20 protein-coding genes are annotated in these 18991 nt (G+C 63.5%); 3 read left to right on the forward strand and 17 right to left on the reverse strand.

Going from position 1 to position 18991, the window contains the following annotated elements; all coding sequences use genetic code 11:
- Positions 1–6: 6 nt before the first annotated feature.
- Positions 7–921 carry a LysR family transcriptional regulator gene (locus tag UB31_RS29625; protein ID WP_045008586.1) on the reverse strand — a complete coding sequence of 305 codons (915 nt, stop codon included), beginning with the start codon at positions 919–921 and terminating at the stop codon, positions 7–9.
- An 89-nt stretch (positions 922–1010) separates the two neighbouring features.
- Here UB31_RS29625 and UB31_RS29630 point away from each other — a divergent pair, with 89 nt between their 5' ends.
- Both UB31_RS29630 and UB31_RS29635 read left to right on the forward strand, forming a co-directional pair.
- The gene (locus UB31_RS29630; protein ID WP_045008585.1) at positions 1011–1934 is read left to right on the forward strand and encodes a membrane protein; all 924 of its coding nucleotides are present in this window, start codon (positions 1011–1013) and stop codon (positions 1932–1934) included.
- Positions 1931–2944: a DUF2891 domain-containing protein gene (locus UB31_RS29635; RefSeq protein ID WP_045008584.1), complete on the forward strand. Its 1014-nt coding sequence runs from the start codon at positions 1931–1933 to the stop codon at positions 2942–2944. The genes UB31_RS29630 and UB31_RS29635 overlap by 4 nt, the downstream gene beginning before the upstream one ends.
- 21 nt (positions 2945–2965) lie before the next feature.
- On the opposite strand, the gene UB31_RS29640 is transcribed toward UB31_RS29635, so the two are convergent.
- The 9 genes from UB31_RS29640 to UB31_RS29685 all read right to left on the reverse strand — a co-directional run bounded on the left by UB31_RS29640 (position 2966) and on the right by UB31_RS29685 (position 12971).
- The gene (locus tag UB31_RS29640) at positions 2966–4684 is read right to left on the reverse strand and encodes a dipeptide ABC transporter ATP-binding protein (RefSeq protein WP_045008583.1); all 1719 of its coding nucleotides are present in this window, start codon (positions 4682–4684) and stop codon (positions 2966–2968) included.
- Positions 4663–5511 (reverse strand): ABC transporter permease, encoded by an 849-nt coding sequence (locus tag UB31_RS29645; protein WP_045008582.1) that lies wholly within the window; start codon positions 5509–5511, stop codon positions 4663–4665. The genes UB31_RS29640 and UB31_RS29645 overlap by 22 nt, the downstream gene beginning before the upstream one ends.
- A complete protein-coding gene (locus UB31_RS29650; RefSeq protein WP_045013422.1) occupies positions 5508–6518 on the reverse strand; it encodes an ABC transporter permease in 1011 nt (336 codons plus the stop codon). The genes UB31_RS29645 and UB31_RS29650 overlap by 4 nt, the downstream gene beginning before the upstream one ends.
- A 38-nt stretch (positions 6519–6556) precedes the next feature.
- The gene (locus UB31_RS29655) at positions 6557–8209 is read right to left on the reverse strand and encodes an ABC transporter substrate-binding protein (RefSeq protein ID WP_045013522.1); all 1653 of its coding nucleotides are present in this window, start codon (positions 8207–8209) and stop codon (positions 6557–6559) included.
- A 250-nt stretch (positions 8210–8459) separates the two neighbouring features.
- A complete protein-coding gene (locus tag UB31_RS29660) occupies positions 8460–8816 on the reverse strand; it encodes a hypothetical protein (protein WP_245306099.1) in 357 nt (118 codons plus the stop codon).
- A gap of 407 nt (positions 8817–9223) precedes the next feature.
- A complete protein-coding gene (locus UB31_RS29665) occupies positions 9224–9706 on the reverse strand; it encodes a DUF992 domain-containing protein (protein WP_045013423.1) in 483 nt (160 codons plus the stop codon).
- 6 nt (positions 9707–9712) lie between these two features.
- On the reverse strand, positions 9713–10813 hold the full coding sequence (locus UB31_RS29670) for an AI-2E family transporter (RefSeq protein WP_045013424.1): 1101 nt from the start codon (positions 10811–10813) through the stop codon (positions 9713–9715).
- A 308-nt stretch (positions 10814–11121) separates the two neighbouring features.
- Positions 11122–12561, reverse strand: a complete 1440-nt coding sequence (locus UB31_RS29680) for a basic amino acid/polyamine antiporter (RefSeq protein WP_045008853.1) — start codon at positions 12559–12561, stop codon at positions 11122–11124.
- Between the two features lie 179 nt (positions 12562–12740).
- Positions 12741–12971, reverse strand: coding sequence for a DUF6894 family protein (locus UB31_RS29685; protein ID WP_045008578.1), 231 nt, complete (start codon positions 12969–12971; stop codon positions 12741–12743).
- 215 nt (positions 12972–13186) lie between these two features.
- Here UB31_RS29685 and UB31_RS29690 point away from each other — a divergent pair, with 215 nt between their 5' ends.
- Complete coding sequence (locus tag UB31_RS29690) at positions 13187–13897, forward strand: Bax inhibitor-1/YccA family protein (protein WP_045008577.1); 711 nt, start codon at positions 13187–13189, stop codon at positions 13895–13897.
- Between the two features lie 5 nt (positions 13898–13902).
- On the opposite strand, the gene UB31_RS29695 is transcribed toward UB31_RS29690, so the two are convergent.
- The 7 genes from UB31_RS29695 to UB31_RS29725 form a co-directional block, all read right to left on the reverse strand.
- Complete coding sequence (locus tag UB31_RS29695) at positions 13903–14406, reverse strand: DUF1269 domain-containing protein (protein ID WP_045008852.1); 504 nt, start codon at positions 14404–14406, stop codon at positions 13903–13905.
- Positions 14407–14595: 189 nt separating this feature from the next.
- Positions 14596–16368 (reverse strand): complex I subunit 5 family protein, encoded by a 1773-nt coding sequence (locus UB31_RS29700; protein ID WP_045013425.1) that lies wholly within the window; start codon positions 16366–16368, stop codon positions 14596–14598.
- The gene (locus tag UB31_RS29705; protein ID WP_045008575.1) at positions 16368–16712 is read right to left on the reverse strand and encodes an NADH-quinone oxidoreductase subunit K; all 345 of its coding nucleotides are present in this window, start codon (positions 16710–16712) and stop codon (positions 16368–16370) included. Before UB31_RS29705 ends, UB31_RS29700 begins: the two co-directional genes overlap by 1 nt.
- Complete coding sequence (gene mbhE / locus UB31_RS29710; protein ID WP_045013426.1) at positions 16709–17650, reverse strand: hydrogen gas-evolving membrane-bound hydrogenase subunit E; 942 nt, start codon at positions 17648–17650, stop codon at positions 16709–16711. The genes UB31_RS29705 and mbhE overlap by 4 nt, the downstream gene beginning before the upstream one ends.
- Positions 17647–17940, reverse strand: coding sequence for a monovalent cation/H(+) antiporter subunit G (locus UB31_RS29715; RefSeq protein ID WP_045008573.1), 294 nt, complete (start codon positions 17938–17940; stop codon positions 17647–17649). Before UB31_RS29715 ends, mbhE begins: the two co-directional genes overlap by 4 nt.
- Entirely contained in the window at positions 17937–18227 is a 291-nt protein-coding gene (locus UB31_RS29720; protein WP_045008572.1) for an MrpF/PhaF family protein, read from the reverse strand. The genes UB31_RS29715 and UB31_RS29720 overlap by 4 nt, the downstream gene beginning before the upstream one ends.
- Entirely contained in the window at positions 18220–18912 is a 693-nt protein-coding gene (locus UB31_RS29725) for a Na+/H+ antiporter subunit E (protein ID WP_245305642.1), read from the reverse strand. The genes UB31_RS29720 and UB31_RS29725 overlap by 8 nt, the downstream gene beginning before the upstream one ends.
- Positions 18913–18991: the final 79 nt, after the last annotated feature.

Raw genomic sequence — 18991 nt, forward strand, 5'->3', positions numbered from 1 at the left:
GGTTCGTCAGAGCTTCCTGCAAACACGATTGACCAGTTCGATGAACCAGCGCAGTGCCGGGTCAGTCATGGCGCGGCGGGTGTGGACGAGGTCGATGGTGAAGGCGTCGACATCGTAGGGGAGCGGAACGACGGACACGCCTGCCGATGAGGCGAAGCGTCGGGCGATGCGCTCGGCCATGGTTGCCACGAGATCGGTGCCGGCAACCGCAAACGGCACGACCACGACATGGGCGAGCGTGACCGCCGTGCGCCGTTTGTGTCCGTGCCGGGCCAGCATGGTGTCGATCGCGCCCGGAAGCCCGTCGCCGCCGGCCGATGAGAACAGGACATGCGGAAGGCGGGTGTAGTCGTCTTTGGTGAGCCGGGCCTTCTGCCTGGCGCGCTTCGCATCGCGAATGCAGACGAAATGCTCCTCGAACAGCGTCGTCCGGGTGATGCGCGTGGAAGCGGGAAGATGGCCGCCGATCAGCGCGTCGATATCGCCATGCTCGAGGCTTGCGACGCTCAAAGCCGTGTCGATGATGGGACGCACCACGAGATCGATTCCAGGCGCTTCCCGTCGCAGTGCCGCGACCAGCGGCGGCACAACGATGAGGTCGCCATAGTCGGTCACCGCAATGGACATGCGACGGCGGGCGGCCGCGGGGTCGAAGGCTGATTCAGGCGCCAGCACGCCTCTGATTTGTCCGAGTGCTTCGCTGATCGGCCGGCCCAGCGACAGCGCCTTGGCCGTCGGCCGCATGCCCGAGGCCGAGCGCACGAACAGATCGTCGCCGAACAGCGCCCGCAGGCGGGTCAGCACGCTGCTCATGGACGGCTGGGCGAGGCCAACGCGGGCGCCGGCGCGGGTCACATTGCGCTCCTCCATCAGCGCCTCGAAGGCAACCAGGAGATTGAGATCGACGGAAGCTAAATTCATTTGAGCAATGGTAAGCATATCTAAAATCGATTTCAAGAATGCCGCGGAGAGTGGTCTATTGGCGTGGAAGACCTGATTGGGCGAGGCGTATGCGATCCTCCCTCCTGCTCGTTATCCCGCGCGGACCGACATTATTGGCCCTCGGCGTCCTGCTAGGGCTGGTGTGTCCGGCGCTCGCGGATCTGGCACGCCCGCTGATGCCCGCCACAATCTTCCTGATCGTGCTCGGGACACTGCTGCGGATCGATGGCGGGGCCGTCATCGCGGCGTTGCGCCGGCCGTCGCTGTCCGTGCTCTTGCCGGCAATTGTCATGGTCGGCTGCCCGCTGATGATCGGCGCGACCGGTCGTGGCGTCGGCCTTGCTCCGGAACTCGCGCTCGCGATCGTGCTCGCCGTCTCGGCTCCGCCGTCGAGCGGGACCGCCGCGGTGGCACGCATGCTCGAGCTCGACGGCGCGGTGCCGCTCGTGGTGACGGTGTTGTCCATGGTGCTGGCGCCGGTCACGATCCCACTTCTCGCCGGTTGGTTCGGCGGGCTCGAGATCAGCGCGTTTGAGCTCGCGATGCGCCTGGCGCTGTTGATCGGCAGCGCCGAGGGCCTTGCCTTCCTGCTCCGCCGGCATGCGGCGCCGGTTCTGGCCGCTCATGGCGATGTGGTCGACGGGATCATCATCGCCGCGCTTCTGGTCTTTGCGGTGGCGACCATGGCCGGCATTCGCGCGCAGATCGCCGCGGATGTGCCGGCGGCAATGCTCTGCGTTGCCCTTGCGTTCGCCTGCAATGTGGCCCTTCAAATTGCGGGGGCCGTGTTGCTGCCGGGAATGCTGCCTGAGCGCCTGACGGTCGGGCTCATTCTTGGCAATCGCAATGTCGGGCTGGTCTGGTCGGCGCTTGGCACTGCCGCCTCGCCACGCATGGCGCTATACTTCGCCGCGACCCAGTTTCCGATCTACATCCTGCCGCGCCTGATCGAGACCCTGATCGGCCGTGACAAACGAAAGGCCAGGGCATGACCACATCCCGTCTCACCCGCGAACACGCAGCCCAGTTCGCCGGCATCGCCCTCGGCCATGTCGGGCGCGAATATCCCAACAATGTCGATCATGCGCTGGCTGAGCCTGCGGATGCGCGCACGCCGAGTCAGCTGCATCCGATCTTCTACGGTAGTTATGACTGGCACTCCTGCGTCCACAGCTACTGGATGCTGGCGCGACTGCTGCGCCGCTTTCCCGACCTCGCATCGGCACCCGACATTCGCGCATTGTTCGACGCGCAATTCGTTCCCGAGAAGGTCGCCGCCGAGTGCGCCTATTTTGCCCGTCCGACTGCCCGCGGCTTCAAGCGGCCCTATGGCTGGGCCTGGCTGCTGAGATTGGCGACCGAGCTCGAGCTCCAGTCCGACGATCGCTGGGCGCGCAGCCTTGCACCGCTGGCAGAGGTCGTCGCGCAGCGCTTTCGTGATTTCCTGCCGCGCGCGACTTATCCCGTACGCGTCGGTACGCACTTCAACACAGCGTTCGGTTTGCGCATGGCGGCAGACTACGCCGGTCTCAGGAAGGATGAAGCGCTCGCCAAGCTGCTGCGTGAAACAGGGCTGCGTTGGTATGGCGAGGATCGCGACTGCCCGGCCTGGGGTGAGCCCAGCGGCGACGATTTCCAATCCTCAGCCCTGATCGAGGCCGAGTGCATGCGACGGCTGTTGTCGCCGAACGAGTTCTTGCCGTGGTTCGACGGGTTTCTGCCGCGCCTCGTCGAGAAGCAGCCGGCAACGCTGTTCCGCCCTGCGACGGTCACCGATCGCACTGACGGCAAGATCGCCCATCTCGACGGGCTCAATCTCAGCCGAGCCTGGTGCTGGCGCTCTCTCGGCGATGCCTTGCCGGCAAACGACGCGCGGCGTGTGATTGCCCATGAGGTAGCTCAAGAGCATCTGGCCGCGGGTCTTCCCCATCTCGCCAGTCACTACATGGGCGAACACTGGCTGGCGAGCTTTGCCGTACTCGCCCTCGATGACGCGAACTGAGCGGACGGGGGCCGTCCGCGGTCATTCTGCGGCGGCCATCAGCAGAGGGCGCGGTGCTTGTGCGGCATTGGCGACACCTGACGGGATCGAGGCCAGCAGCGACCTCGTATAGGGCTGCCGGGGATTGTCGAATATCTCGGTGACGGTCCCATGCTCGACGATGCGTCCCCGGTGCATCACCGAGACGGTGTGGGCGAGCTGGCGCACCAACGCGAGGTCGTGAGAGACGAACACATAGGTCAGGCCAAGGTTGGCCTGTAGCGAGAGCAGGACTTCGACGATGTCGGCCTGGACGCTGACGTCGAGCGCGGAGGTGGGTTCGTCGAGCACGATCACATCAGGCTTGAGCACCAGCGACCGGGCGATGGCGACGCGCTGACGCTGGCCGCCTGACAAGGCGGCCGGCTTGCGGGACAGCAGGTACTCGCCGAGTCCGACATCCGCCAGCGCCTCGTGAACCTGCTCGTCGCGCTCCTTGCGCGTTCCGATCCTGAAGCGGTCGAGCGGTTCGCGCACCAGCCGCTCGATCGTCCAGGTCGGGTCGAGCGAGGTGAACGGGTTCTGGTACACTAGCTGAAGGTGGCGCCACACCGAGCGCAGTGCCTCCGGCGAGCGACCGGTGATTTGCTCGCTGGCGACCGAGATCGTCCCGCTGTCGGGTTGCTCGAGGCCCAGCAACAGTCGGACGGCCGTCGTCTTGCCCGAACCGGATTCGCCGACCAGCGCGTGCGTGGTGCCCGCTGGAACGGCGAACGTCAAATTGTCGACGGCCGTCAGCGTCTTGCCGTCGACGGTGAAGGTCTTCGTGACGGCGCTGACCTCAATCTTCGGTGCCGTCCCGTCGCCGGTTTTGAGGGTACCAAAACGCGTGTCGCGCAGCGCGGCGTAACGGTCGGGGTTGAGGGACGGGACGTCCGCGCGCAGCTTCCTGGCGTAGGCCGACGCCGGCGAGGAGAAGACAGACGCGGTTCGGCCAGCCTCCTGGATGACGCCGTCCTTGAGCACGACGAGCGCGTCCGCCCGCTCGGCGGCGATCGCAAGATCATGCGTAATGAGCAGCAGGCTGATCTTGAGATCGTGTTGCAGCCGTGTCAGCAGATCGAGGATCCGCTTCTGGATCGTGACGTCGAGCGCGGAGGTTGGCTCGTCCGCGATCAGCAATGCCGGCCGTGGAAGGATCGCAAGACCGATCAGCACGCGCTGAAGCATGCCGCCGGACAGCTGATGCGGATAGGAGTCGTAGATGCGTTGCGGGTTGTCGAGGCCGACCTCGGCGAACGTCTCAAGAATGAGCTGCTTGCGGATCGCCTTGTCAGGCTCGTCGAGCAGCGCGGCGGCCTCCTGGGCCTGGGCGCCGACCGTCCGTACCGGGTTGAGTGAGTTGGCGGGATCCTGCGGCACGAATCCGATGGCTCGTCCCCGCAGCGGCCGGAAGCCGCGCTCGGATATCCCAAGCACCTCCTGGCCCTCGAATGCGACCCGGCCGGTGGCGCGCCCGCCGCTCGGGAGCAGCCGCAACAATGCGCAGGCAATTGTCGACTTGCCCGAGCCGGACTCCCCGATGAGAGCGAGGCTCTCGCCGCGGCCCAGTTCAAACCCGACATTGGTCACGACCTCGTGCGGCCCGTAGGAGACCGACAGGCCGTCGACCCGCAGCAGTGGAATTGGGCGTAGCGGCACTGGCGTAGTTGGCTCGGCACCCGTGGGTTTGTTGGAGATCAGTCTGTCTTGCGCAGCCATCGGCTGATCCTGTTCACAGAGAGGACGGTCGCGATCGTGACGAAGGCGGGCGCGTACACCAACCACGGCCATTTGAGGTAGTCCTTGCCGATCGAGATCAGCAGGCCCCAATCGGAGGCGGGAGGCGGATCGCCGTAGCCGAGGAAGGCGAGGCTCGCGATCACCAGGATCGAAAGGCCGAATTGCAAGACTGCGAGCGGGAGCACCGAGCGCGATGCGTTCGGCAGCACGTGTCGCAGCAGAATGTGCCAGCGCGAGCCGCCCATCAGGAACGCCGCCTCGACGAAAACCGCCTGCCGGGTTTTGATGACCTCCGAGCGCATCACTCGCGCGAACACCGCCACTGCCGAGATGCCGGTTGCAATCGCAGCATTCGTGGTGTCGAAACCGATCGCAGTGACGACGATCACGGCCAGCAGGAAGTTCGGGATCGCCAGCAGCACGTCGACCAGGCGGGCGAGTACGATGTCCACCCAGCCGCCGAGGAAGCCTGCGAGCAGGCCGATGAGGCCGCCGATGACGGCGGCGATGGCGACCGCGATAAGTGCGCTCGTCACCGAAGACGCCGTGCCGTAGACGACGCGGGTATAGAGGTCGCGACCGAGGTGATCGGTGCCAAACCAGTGCGCCGTATTCGGGCTCAGCAGCTTCTCAGCGGGAACACCGACGATCGGGCTCTGACTCGTGAACAAGTCTGGCGCCAGCGACCAGGCAATCACAAACGCGATGACCGCGAAGGAAAGTGCGACGGTCGGTGGCACGCGAAGAGCGGTCAGCCGGCTGATCGTCGTGACGCGCGAGGCAGAGGAGAAGGAAGCGAGGGTCATGATGTCACTGCCGCGGGTGTTGCCGCGGCACTATCGTCGGCGGCGGTTGGGCGGACCCTACGACCGCCGATCAGACTTATGCGCGGGTCGAGCAGCGGATAGACAAGGTCGGCAATCAAATTGACGAGCACGAACACGACTGCCGCGAGCGAGACGACCGCCTGTAGGACAGGCAAATCCTGCGTGCTCACCGAGCGCTGCACCAGGCTGCCGATGCCGGTGCGTCCGAACACTGTCTCGGTGATCAGCGAGCCGCCGAGCAGCTCACCGATGGCGAGTGCGATAACGGTGACGACCGGGAGCGAAGACGGTTTGAGCAGATGTTTTGCGAAGAGGCGCATCTCCGTCAGACCACGGCCGCGCGCGACCGCAGCGTATTCCTGCTCAGATTCCTTGTCGAGGTTCGCGATCAGCACCTCGGCGATCCGCGCGGAAACGGGGATGCCCAGCGCGACCGCGGCGAAGAAGGTCGCCCAAAAGCTGTTGGGTGCGATCACGCGGAACAGGCCGAGCTGGAAGCCGAACACGTGGATCAGCACCAAGCCGATGACGAAATTGGGCACCGACAGGAACAACGACGGGAAGCCGCGCAGCAAGCCCTGTCCCAATCGTTTCGGAACGAATTGCGTACCATAGGCGATCGTCACCGCCAGCAGCAGCGCGATCGCGAACGCAGCGGACGCGAGGATCAGCGTTGATGGAAGAACCTCGGCGATCAGGGTTGCGACGGGTCGGTTGGACCGCATCGACAGGCCGAGGTCGCCGATGACGAAATGAGACAGCGATGTCCAGAGCTGAACCGGAATGGGCTGGTCCAGACCCTGGGCGGCGATGATCGCTTTGATCTCGTCCTCGGTGAAGCCGTTTTGGGGATCACGCAGGACGTTTGTGATGGGATCGCCCGGCAAGATGCTGACGACGACGAACGTAAGGACGTAAGCGAGCAGGATCACGACGAAGGCCTGCGCGAGGCGCTTTGCGGCATAGGCAAGGTAAGCATGGCTCATACCGGCTCCCTCGTCGCGTTCTTCGCTCGCATTGCGCCTCACTCGCCCTTCGTGGCCGTGTAATAGCTGGCGTAGGCGATGCCGTTGTAGACCTCGCCCTTGAGCCTCGGGGACTGCACGTAGATCCGCTGGACGATCTGCGTGCGCGGGATGAAGTAGCCCTGCTCCAGGACGTAGGTCTGCAACTGGTCGAGCAGCGGATCACGAATTTCGGTCGAGGCGGCGCCGGCGATTCTGTCGCGCAGTTCGTTGAGCCTCTTGTCGCTGTCGCCGAGGTTGAACCAGTTCTCGCCATTGTTGGCATCGGTGAGGATGCTGGCCACCGTGCCGGCGTCAATGAAGCTGCGCGTCACCTCGTAGGCTGGCACGGTCGGGCCGCCGAACCTGACCTTCTCGCCGAACGTCACGACGTCGTAGGCGCGGATGGTCACCTTCCAGCCGATCTTGCCAAGCTGCTGCGCGATGAGCTCGTCGATCGACTTGGCCGTGGCAAGGTAAGGGTTGGAGTAGAGTGTCAGCGTCAGCTGCTTGCCATCCTTGGCGCGGATGCCGCCGGCGCCCTTGGTCCAGCCTGCTTCATCGAGCAACTTCTCGGCCTTGCCGGGATTGTAGGCCAGGAGGTCGCTGTGGTCGGTCGCACCGGGCACATTGCTCTGGATGAAGGACGTCGCCAGCTTCCAGTCGGGCGTATAGACCGTGTCGATGATTTCCTTCCGATCGATCCCGGCCTGGAGCGCCTGGCGTACCTTCAAATCGTTGTACGGCTCCAGCTTGGTGTTGATCGCAAGGCCGTTGACGAAGCCAAGATAGCGTGGGGTTGCGGTGGTGAAGCCCGCGTCCTTGAGCGATTTCAGTTCCTGCGGCGAGGGGCTGTAGGCGACATCGGCTTGACCGGACTGGACGGCGGCGACCCGCAGCGATGGCTCGGACACGATCTTGTAGGTGATCGAATCGAGATAGGCCGGGCCGGTATGACCGACGGCCGCCGGGCCCCAATTGTAGTCCTTGCGCTTGACCAGCTTGACGAAGTCGCCCTCTTTCCAGGAGACGACTACGTACGGCCCGCTGCCGGCAGTCTTGCTGAGGTCGGCCTGCTGAGTTGCGGGCTGCGCGATAGTCTTCGGGGAGATGAGAATCGAACCGTGATAACCGAGCGTCGGGATGAAGCCGAGCGTCGGCGCCTTGAAGAAGACCTTCACGGTGGTCGCGTCAACCGCCTCAGCGCGCTCATAAGTCTTCGGGAAGAGGCCAACCGGGTTGATGCCTTCATTCTTGCGCCCGGCGTACCAGATGTCGAGGTTGGCGACGACGGCCGATGCGTCGAGTGCGGTGCCATCGGAAAATGTCACACCCTTCTTGAGGTGCAGGGTGAACTGTGTGGCGTCGCTGCTCTGCTCCCAACTCTCGGCGATCCACGGACTGACCTTGCCGTCGGCATCGACATAGACGAGCTTGTCGGCCACGTGGCCCCAGACGTGGCCCTGAAAGCTGGAGATGGAGCTGTTGTTCGGGATCCAGGTGCTGCCGAGCGAGTCAATGAGGAAGGTGATGTCACCGCCATTCGGTGGACCACCGGCGCTTTGAGCCGGAGTGATATCCGCCATTGCCACCAGCGCAGCGGCTGCCAGCGCAGAGGTGGTGATCAGCAGGTGGCGTCGGGAAAGGGAGAGCGAAGAAAAGCGTTCGGTCACGGATGGCTCCTGCTTCACCATGCGGATCTGGGAAGATGTGCAGGAGAAGCGAAATGGAGCGGCTTGGCCATTCCAAATTTCGTTTGAGACGGGCAACAAATGCCTCTGAACAAGGGCAGATGAGCATCACTGCTATTCGCTTTCAAAGCGAAGCGGTCGACCGGGCGCTTCGCCCCAACGGCGCTGTCAGAACTGACTGGCGTATGTGCCGGTTGCTGATCTCAAGCGCGCCGTGTCGAGGTGGGGCTTATCACAACGAGTTGCCTTCGTTTTTCGCCTTCGTTTTGGTGCGCGCAGGTTCGTCGTATCCCTTGCGCCGGCTGTGGTACATCAGCGCCGTCAGGCCGCAACCGACAACCACCGCCAAGCTCATCGCCACGCCCAGGATAATGTTGCCGTAGCGCGGCATCGACGGCGTGGCTTGCCAGATCGCTACGGCATACCAGAACACCACGATGAGAAGCGCTGCCAAGGCAGCTAGCAGGAGCCATTGACCTTTGTTACGGATGGTATGCTCCAGAACTCGAGCAAAGGCGTCCCAGGCCTGGCCGCGGACGATTGCAACCGCCGGCCGATTACCATCGCCAGCCGCAATGGCGGCGACCACGACGCCACCAGCAAACCCAGCGGCGGCGCCGGCGCGGCGGCGGCCGACCCCAACCGGGAGCGGGCGGTGGTCCCCACCACTGCGCTTGCGTCACAAGGTCGGAGTCATGTCCGGCTGTGCCAAGCCCGGAATCAACGGGCAGCGCCTCTGCGGTATCAATCAAGCGAACGGCAAGGCCGCCGATCGCGACGGCAGCAATCGCTTTCGACCCAAAGCCAAGGAAGGCACGACGGCTGGGAGCGTTCATATGAGAACTCCTCTTGTTACACGGCTCTCCCCACAGAGGGTCAGCGATCGGTTCGCGATTGCCTCCAACGGTAGCCGCCAACCCGCGGTGTCGGTATCGGATGAAACCCTGAGCGAGCCGGCGGAAATGTTCGAAGGTTCGTCTGGTCAGGTACGGACGCTCATCTCGCTCCGCGCGCGCCAAGCGTCAGGTTGGTGATCCCGGCGGCCAGGTTCAGGCCGATGGACCGTTCGACGGAGAGCGGCTGAAGCATGATGGACCGACGCGAGCCACCGATGAGGACATTGGCGCCCAGGCCCGGACCCAATGCGACGTTGCCGCTTGCGCCGACGTAATTTCCTCGCAAGCTGCCAGGGCCGACGCGCGAGTTCCTGGCGAGGACGGCCCAGGACAGAACACCGGCACTGGTGACGCCGATGTCAAGACCAACGCGCCTGATCCTGCCTTCGTACACGTACTGCCGCGGCGGCTGCCCACGCGCGTGAAACACGCAGCGCAGCGTCTGCGCCGATCCGAGGACAAGTCCGACACGCGGTGCGGTCGCGCACAGCAGCCTGCCGGCCCTGAAGGTCTCGGCGCGCGCTGGCAAGGCGATGGCCAAGATCAGGATGGAAGCGCCAAGGGTCGCTAGAAATTGCTTCATTTGATGTCATGCCTCCAATTGGTTGGTCGCGACAGGCGACACAGTCTCTCGCGGGCGTTGCACGTGGCTGCCGCCCAAATAGTCCTCGATATAGAACCTGACGATCGCGACGCGGCCGACGGCGACCAATGGCATCGCGAGTGCGATGCCCATGACGCCGAACAGCGCGCCGAGGAGGACGATTGCGACCAATGTCCAGGCGGGCGGGATCTCGACCGCCTGACGTTGGATCAGGGGCCCGATCACATACCCCTCGATCGATTGGATGATGGTGTAGATGACGACGGCCCAGATCATCAATGAACCGCCGATCGGCATCGCCACGAGCGCGATCGGAATTGCGGCGACGATAGGCCCGAGATAGGGAACGAAATTCGACAAGCCGGCCTGAAGCCCAAGCACGAAAGGGCCCGGCAGCCCGATGAGGTAGAGCGCGAGCCACACGCACAGCGTCATCAGCGTGATACGGACGAGCAATCCGACGAACCAGAACCGCAAGACCTTGCCCATCTCGTCCATGACCGCGCGCGTTCTGTTGCGATATGACAGCCTCACCAGCATCACAATGCTTTCGCGGTGGCTGGTCGGATCAAAGGCGAAAAGAATTCCGAGGAACACGATTACCAGCGCGCCGGTCAGTACGGTCGATGCGCCGCCAAGGACAAGGCGGGCATGACTGAGAAATCGGCCCTGATCGGAGAACAGCCATTGCGCGAAATCTCGCCCCCATTCCGGACCGAGCAGGTCCACGCCGTACGCCATGAGATGTTCCTGGAGGACGTCGAGTTGCGAATCCATGACTTTCAGCAGCAGGCGTGTCTGTTCCGGCAACTTGCCTGTGCCCCAAGCGAGTCCGAGTCCGGTCAGGGCGACGAGCACCAGAAGCACCAGCGTCAGCAGCCAGGCGCGGCCAAGTGGGAGAACGCGCGCCAGAGTTCTCGCGACGGCATCGAGAAACGCCGCGAACAGCACGGCGGCGAAGACGATCAGAAGGCTCGAGATGGTTTGCCACACCAGAAAGAGGCCAACGCAGGCAGCGAGCAAGGCGAGGCCGACCGCCAGGGAACTTCGCGGTCGTCCGGCGTTTGCTGTCCGCGCGTCATTCATCGATCGAGCCTGGTCCCGTGGGCGAAAAAGCTGCGATGTGGCGTCAGGTGCGAACGCGTCGGCTGCCATAGTGCGGATGGGCGCCGCCGCGATGTCGCCAGTAGCGGTGCTTGGTCGGATTGGTATTCGTGTTGGGCCTCGCGCTGTCCGACACGGCGGCGCCCGTTTGTTTTGGCTCGGCCGCGGCCTTGTCGCTCGGCTGGGCGATAGACGGAGTTGAAGGCTGCGTCATCGTCATTCCGCCAAGGACAAGAACAAGGCAGATAGTCCGTATCATCATGTTCGCCTCCAATTGACTGATGCGACGATCAGATCGAGATGGCTCCGACTGCGAGTGCATAGATACCAGCAAAGGCCGCGATCAGGATTGATCCGAATGCGACGGCCTCGAGGGGCCTGAAGATCGTCTCCTTGCGCTCGCGCTTCGCGAGGAAGAACAACAGGGTGCCGGGCGCGTAGAGGATCGCCGACAGCAGGAGAAATTTCGGGCCGCCAGCGTAGATCATGGCGGCGGCATACACTGTTGCGACGGCGGATCGGATCCAGTCGACCCTCCGGACGCGCTCGTCGGCATGATAGGTCTCGCCGAGGTGCGCCAACTTCAGGCCGTATGCTGCAACGAAAAAATACGGAATCAGAGTCATCGAACTCGTCATCTTCAGCGCGAGCGTGAATGCATATTCTGCAAACCAGGTGACGAGAAGGAAGGCCTGAATGACGCAATTGGTCAGCAACAATGCACCGGCTGGAACCTGATGCGCGTTCACTCTGGCGAGAAACGAGGGCATGGTGCGGTTCACTGCTGCGGAATGGAGAACTTCCGCGGCGAGCAGCGACCATGAGAGATAATTGCCAAGGATTGAGATCAGCAGGCCGATGCTGATGAAGACGCTGCCCCAACGGCCGACCATCGCTTCCATCACGCCGGCCATCGATGGCGTCGCCAGCGCACCCAGCTCGTCCCGCGGCAGAATGCCGTAAGACAGTAGAGTCACGAGGACGAGAAGGCACAGGACGCTCAGGAAGCCGAGAACCGTTGCGATCCCGATGTCAGAGCGATTCTTGGCGTAGCGGGAATAGACGCTCGCTCCCTCGATTCCGACGAAGACGAACACGGTGAGCAGCATCGTGCTGCGAACCTGAGCGAGGACCGAACCTGCGGTTGGATGCTCTGTTCCCCAAAAATTCAGGGAGATGAGGTCCCCCCGCATCGCGAAAATGGCCACCCCGATAAACAGAACGATGGGGATGATCTTGGCGTACGTTGCAATAGTGTTGAGCGTGGTCGCTCCCTTGATGCCCCGGAGTACTAGGATGTGCACGGCCCACAGCAGGAGGGACGCCGAAACGATCGCAACCGGCGTCGTACCGTCGCCAAAGATGGGGAAGAACTGTCCAATTGTCGCTTTGATGAGAATGAGGCAAGCGACGTCCGCGAGGCAGCAGCCGATCCAATAGCCTGCTGCTGCCGCAAAGCCGATGTAGTCGCCAAACCCGGCCTTGGCGTAGGCGTAAATGCCGGCATCGAGGTCCGGCCTGCGGCGCGACAGTGTCTGGAATACGAAGGCCAGCATGAGCATGCCGGTGCCGGCGATGGCCCAGGCGATCATTGCCCCGAGAACTCCGGTGGCCCTTCCGAATGAGGCCGGCAAGGCGAAAATCCCGGAGCCGATCATGGATCCGATCACGAGCGCCACGAGCGCATTGCGCGACAGCTTTTGATCGACCTCGGTCGGTGAAGGAGCCATGAGCAAAATGGCCTTCCGATCGGACATGGGGCGAGGGCGGCAGGCAGCTCCGATCGCGCGATGCCGTCAGGCTTTCGGCGAAAATCTTAGAGACGGCTTTCCCGACCGCAAATCCGGGTTTCTATGTAGGAAGCAGGGGTAGGAAATGGGCCGGTGCGGACCCCCGCGAGCGAGACGCCTCAGGCGTTCCGCAAGGGTGTCGTCGCGATCCGGTCGTGCCTGGCCATCGAACCGGAAGGGGGAACCCGAGCGATAAGCACGAAGCTCGAGCGGAAGAATTCACCGGCCCTTGCCAGCTCGCTCGCGATACGCGTTGCATGCAGGACGGCAGCATCCTGATCGGGGTACTCGTATCCAGTCCCGTCGGGAAAAAGCCCGTGGCGATCGACGATGTGGAAGAAGTAGCGCATGGCGCCGGATTAGGTCCGGACGTTGTCGACTTCCAGTGACAAATCAGTAAGGAGCCTCCAACAAAGGGATAAGGAACCGGGCGCAGGCAGCGGCAGCTTCAGGCAGCATGCAAGGGATAGGTGATTTGCCCTCTGTCACTCAGGTGATCATCGGATGCGCGGGCGACGCCCGAGGCCTTAGGTTCGGCTCCGTCGGACGGCCGTGGAGGCGAGCGATGTCAAACTATGATCAAAACCTGGCGGCCCCTGGTGCCGGCCCCGGCACATCTGCGGTCGATGCCGGCATCAGCGCCTACATGCTCCGCATCTACCGGTACATGGCGACGGGCGTTGGCTTGACGGCCATCGTCGCCTGGCTGACTTACCAGCTCACCGGGCCTGAACTGCTGCAAAATCCGCTGATGTGGGTCTTCATCCTGGCGCCGCTCGGTTTGGTGTTCTTCATCAGCTCGCGCATCAACACACTGTCGGCGGCAACGGCGCGGCTTCTGTTCTTCGCTTATGCCGCCTTGGTCGGCGTGTCGCTCTCGACACTGCTGCACATCTACACGAGCGCCTCGATCACGCGCGTCTTTGTCATCGCCGCGTTGATGTTTGGTGCCCTCAGCGCCTTTGGCTTCACCACGCGTCGCAACCTGTCCGGCGTGGGCACGTTCCTGTTCATGGGCTTGATCGGCATCATCATCGCAAGCCTGATCAACCTGTTCCTGAGGTCGACCGCACTTGATTGGTTGATCTCGGTCGTGGGCGTTGGTGTGTTTGCGGGCCTGACCGCCTACGACACGCAGAGGATCAAGGCGATGTACGACGGTAATGACAATGAAACCACGACAGGCCGAAAATCCATCATTGCGGCGCTGTCGCTTTACCTCAACTTCATCAATCTGTTCATGATGCTGCTGCGATTGATGGGCGGCCGACGGTAGGCGGTTCAGGCGGCAGGTCGCTCTTGAGCACTGGCGAGCGCGTCACGCAGAATCTTTTCCTTGGTCTCGTCCAGGGATGTCTTCAGCACGACGCCCCCGGCATCCTTGATCTCGTTAAGCACCTTGTCGGCCGTCATGTTCTTGATCAGGACGAAAAGGGCGGCGTTGCCGGTGTGGAGCGAGGTAGACAACTCCTTGATGAAGGCGTCGTTGATGCCGAAATCGGACAAGGCGCCGCCGAGCGCACCGGACGCGGCGCCGATGGCGACACCGATAATCGGATTGAGGAAGAGCACTCCGACCAGAAGTCCCCAGAAACTGCCGGTGATTGCGCCTGTCGCGGTGGTGTTGACGAGCTGGTTGAGTTTGATGTCGCCGGACTCGGTCTTGACCGCGATCACGGCGTCGCTGATGGTGATGAGATACTCCTTTTGCAACTTGAGCAGCCGTTGCCGGACGTGTTCGGCCTTTGCCTCGTTCGGGTATACGATCGCGACCAGATCAGACATGAAAACCTCCCGCATATTCTCCGCGGGATCGACCTCCCGCGGCAGGACTGACGCCGAGTGATAGTGTGAACTCGAGACTAGACGGCGTGCCGCTCGATAGGCATCCGAGAAAACCCTCAGGTGTGGAGAGAATGTTCCCGATCATACAGACCGGGGAGTTCTTCGGTTCGCTGCGAGTGTTGGCATGTTTCAGTTTGAGGCGAACATCGACGCGGCGAGTAGCAGGGCCACGAGGAGCAGGGAGATGCACGCTACAGGCCATTGACGAAGAACCTCGTCGCCTCTTTCGACACGCCTACCGACTTCAACAGAGCAGCGTCGGCACAGGCCGACCACGCTCCTCAGCGTGTTCCAGCTAGCCGAGGAGATCACCGGAAGTGGCCCGGGACTGAGCAGGATCGCAAGCGCCGCGCCTCCCAGCACGGGCAGGAGCAGTTTGACGAGTCCGTCGATGCCGAACAGTTTCAATGCCGCGCCATATGGGACCGGCAAATAACGTTCCCAAGGCATCAGACCAAACAGCAGCGAGCAGAGCGCCAGCGCAAGCGCCGGCAGGTCGCGGCTGAGCGGCGTCGGTCCGGTGAGCACAACTGGCTGATCCGAGGGCATGAGCGCATGGGCCAGGACCAGAACGACATAGCCGGTCGTGAACATTCCTCCGGCCTGGAGCACGACGGCCCACCACCACTGTCCAGTCCTTGCAGTCTCCTCGAGCAACAACTCCTTCGCAAGAGACGCGCCGCTCGGTTGAATGCCCATCAGTGCGATGCCGCCCAGCGCGAAGGCGAGAACGCTCAAGGGCAGGGCTCGCGCGACGCCGCGCAGCCCGGTAATGCGATCATGGCCCAGCCCGGCATAGATCGACCCGACAGCCAGGAACATCGCCGCCTTCGCGGTGGCATGCGAGACCGCCTGAAGCAGGCCGCCCGCAAGGGCTCCGCCGCTATCGAGCTTGCCCGAGGCATCGACGGCGAGTGGAAACATCAGGAAGAGATACCCGATCTGAGCCAATGTCGAATATGCGATCAGCAGCTTGAGACGCTCCTGCCGCAGAGCGACAATGCTACCGACCACGATCGCGCCGGCTCCCAGTGCGGCGAGCAATTGCGTGACAGCGAAGCCAGGCAGGCCGGGCATGACGTTGAACCAGAGCCGCAGCAGGATGAAGAACGATCCCTTCACGACCAGGCCGGACAGGATCGCGCTCGCAGCCGCCGGCGCGCCAGCGTGAGCGGGTGGTAGCCAGAGATGCAATGGAAACAGGGCGGTCTTGGCGAGGAGGCCGGTCGTCATCAATGCTGCTGCGATGAGCGCGCCGGGCACCGCGGTGACGCGACGCGACAACAGCACGATGTCGAGGGTGCCGTAGAGGCCATAGAGCAGGGCTGTGCCGAGCAAGTAGAGCACCGAACCGAGCAACGCGAAAAGCAGATACCGCAGCGCAGCCCGAAGCGTTTCGGCGCGCCCCTCGAGGCAAACCAGCGGCACCGCGGCGAATGTCAGTAATTCCAGGGCGACATAAAGGGTGAAGAGGTCTCCGCCGACGAAGATCGTGTTCAGCGCCGCCCATATCGCCAGCAACAGGATCCAGAACGCGAATGGCGCGCGCGCGTCCGCGGCTGCGGGACGAAAATCGGTCACGGCAAAAACGGCAACCGCGCAGATCACGACCGCCGTCGTCGCGAGCATCACTGTCGACAACCCGTCCGCGCGCAACGCCACGCCCAGCGGTGGCGGCCAGGCACCGAGGAGATAGACGAGGGGGCCGTCGCTTTCCGGCGGGGCCAGCAGAATGGCTGCGGCGATCGCCAACCCGATTGGAATCACGGTGAAGGCGACCTGCCGAACGTGCCGGTCACCGAGAACGAACGCCAGCAGGATGCCCGCGACGGGCGCGACGATCGAGAGCACCAGCAGGAAGCCTCCCGCGGTGGTCGCCAGCGCGGGCGCGGGAGGCAACATCAATCACCGGATGGATCGGAGTGCGGGCTCGTCGGTGCTGGATCATCGAGCGTCGTGGAGCCAGAGGTCTTCAACAACCGAAGCAGCAAGGCGATCGCGAGGGCTGTCGCGGAAAACGCCACCACGACCCCCGTGATCACCAGGGCTTGCGGCACCGGATCGTTGCCAAAGCCCGCTGCCGCGCCCCGCCGTCCGACGATGCCGAACAGGAGAAACACGCCGCTACCGAGCAGATTGAACGCGATGATCTTGCGAAGCGGTTGCGGGCTCGTCATCAGGCCGTTGAGCCCTAGTCCGACCGCAGCGGCGGCGCACAACCCGAACACCGTCACGCCACTTGTCACTGTGAACTCCTTTCCGGTGCGCCCGCGAGGAGGAGCCCGAGTGTCGCGGCGATCGTCAAAATCATTGCGACCTCGATGCCCAGAATCAGCGGCTTGGCGAATGCGGCCGGGTAGGAAAGGAATGCCGGTCCGAGCCAAAGCCCACCGAGCCCAATGGCAAGGAATAGACCGGGTCCGGCCACCAGGATGAGCCGTAGCCATCGGCTGCTCACGGGTGGCGTATCTGCCAGTCCGGCCATGATGACCAGCAGCCACATCGACGCGAGAACTGCGCCGCCCTGAAACGCTCCGCCGGGGTGATCGGCTCCCGTCCACAGGATGTAAACGCCGACGACGATGCCGGCGGGCGGCAACAGTCGCGCAAGGAACGCGAGAACGCCGTTCGGATCGGCTTGGTGGCGCGGTCCCGGACGACCGCCCCAGGCCCGATCGGACGCGAGCGACCAGACGCCGACGATGGCGAGCAGGAGCACGACCTTCTCGAGCATGGTGTCCATGCCACGGAATGCCATGAGCACGTTGGTGACGGGGTTGGTCATTCCGGTCGCTCCGGCATTCGCGACGACGGTCGGCGCCAGCGTCGGTGCCGGATCGGGGAGAAGCAGGATCGCAAAAGCGAGTGCTGCAGTGATCGATGCGGACAGTATCGCCGCGCTCATGCGTACGATTGGGCTGGCTTGTTCAACTGTCAACGCCTCGGCGTCGCGCAGCCGGGCAGCCGCCCCCAACAGCACGACACCGCCGAGGCCTCCGCCGATGGCGGCTTCCGTCAGGGCTACATCGACAGCATCGAGACGAACCCAGATCAGCGCAACCAGGAGGCTATAGGCGACGAAGCCGACCGTTGCCGAATAGGTTTCAGCGACGGCGATTGTCCAGATGGCGAGGCCCAGCACCACGGAAGCGAGTACGATCTCGAACACTGTGGCGATGTTCATCTGGTCGTTCCGCTCTGGCGTACCATGCGCGCGATCAACTGCGAGACAGTGGCGCCTGCGAGCAGCGCAAGCATCCAGATGCTGATCAACTTCAGCCCATCGCGCAGGCTTCCCGATTGCGGGAGCAACCCGAGCACGACGAAGCCGAGGCCGAGGTTGTCGGCTTTGGTCAGTGCGTGCAGGCGCGTCAGGGTGTCGGGGAAGCGAAGCAGGCCGACAGTGCCGGCCAGGAAGAAGAACGCGCCCACCGACACGCCTGCAATCGTCATGATGTCACGTGCGACGCTCATTCGTCCTCCGCTGAACCAACTCCGTCGGCTTCGAGGCGGGGAAGTCCCTTCTTGACGAACGCGATGGAGGCAAAGGTGGCGAGCAGCGCCAGGATCAAGGCCACGTCGACGGCGGCCGGTACGCCCGTCACGGTGCCGAGCAACAGCAGCGCGGCAATGCCCGCCGTTCCGATCAATTGCGTCGCCATCATGCGGTCGGCATCGCCCGGTCCACGCAATATCGACACCAGGCCGAGCGCCAACATCGCCAGGATCAGGCCGACGGCGGCCGTCAGGAACTCAGTCATTGTAGAGGGCTCGAACCAGTGCCGCTTCCTCGGCGGCGAGATCGGAGACGATCGGCTGCTCGACGTCGAGGCAGTGATAAATGATCTGCCCGTTCTCCTCGCCGGCCGGGACCGTGCCAGGCAGCAGGCTGGTGAGTGTCGTGAATACGTTCTGCCGGACGCCGCGTGAAAGCCGGGTTGGATAGGCCACAAACCCCGGGTTCAGCCGCATCCGGGGATTCAGCGCGCGTCCCGCAACTTCTGCTCCGGCGACCACTGAGTGGTACAGGAAAAGCAGCGCCAGACGGACAATGGCTCGAGGCGACCGCCGCGATTTGCCGGGTTCCAGCAGATGCAGGCTGGTCCAGGTTGCTGCGGCGATCGCGACCGCCGCGGCAGGAAGATCTCCGGGATGGGCGCCGGCAAGCACCAGCCAAAGGCAGAGGAACAATGCGGCTCGGGTCGCCGCGACCGGCCACAATTGTCCAACCGCGACGGCCGCGCGCCCATGTCGATCAACTGAAGAGCCTGTCATGTCGGCTTCCTCGATTGCCCCTGGTTTACGTCGTCGAACTCTGCCGTGCTTGGAAGAAAGGCTTTTTCTGGTGGCAAGCCTAAATTCCGGCGGCACGTCCGCGCCCGGTGCCTCTATTCGCGGGTCATGCGATGCATCGAGGCGCAAACCGGCATAGCGATACATCATCATCCAAAATGGCTCCGATGGCGCCCACGAGCGGATCGTCCGGCGCCATCGTTTTGGGTAGGATCTCGCGGCTCTGCTGCGC

Origin of the sequence: Bradyrhizobium sp. LTSP849 (genome assembly GCF_000938255.1) — a bacterium.
Classification (GTDB): domain Bacteria; phylum Pseudomonadota; class Alphaproteobacteria; order Rhizobiales; family Xanthobacteraceae; genus Bradyrhizobium.